Source organism: Pandoraea sp. PE-S2R-1, assembly GCF_002179865.1.
GTDB lineage: Bacteria > Pseudomonadota > Gammaproteobacteria > Burkholderiales > Burkholderiaceae > Pandoraea.
Map to the genome: position 1 here is coordinate 1 of NZ_NGUR01000167.1, position 282 is coordinate 282.

General features: G+C 63.5%; 1 protein-coding gene. It reads left to right on the plus strand.

What is annotated here, in order from left to right; genetic code table 11:
• The coding region (locus tag CDV44_RS28345; RefSeq protein ID WP_087691685.1) for a hypothetical protein at nt 1–222 on the plus strand (222 nt) is incomplete at its 5' end.
• Nucleotides 223–282: the final 60 nt, after the last annotated feature.

Genomic DNA, 282 nt, shown 5'->3' on the forward strand with positions numbered 1-282 from the left:
TGGCTCTATGTCATCGCGATGGTTGCCATCACTGCGCCGTCCGTCTGGATGGGGATCGCCCTCTTTTTATTCGGCGGCCTGGCCCCGGTGCTGCTGTGGCTGTACATCGCGGGAAGCCGTATCAGGCGCGCTCGCATGATGCGACCCGATGACGCAGCGACACCCGCCGCATCATCGTCGGATCACGAACCCACACCCCCCCACACCAATCGCCTTGAGTGAGATGGACTCAAGGCATCATGAGCCGGGTCATGGCGTGCGCCACACAAGCGCCGCCATGCG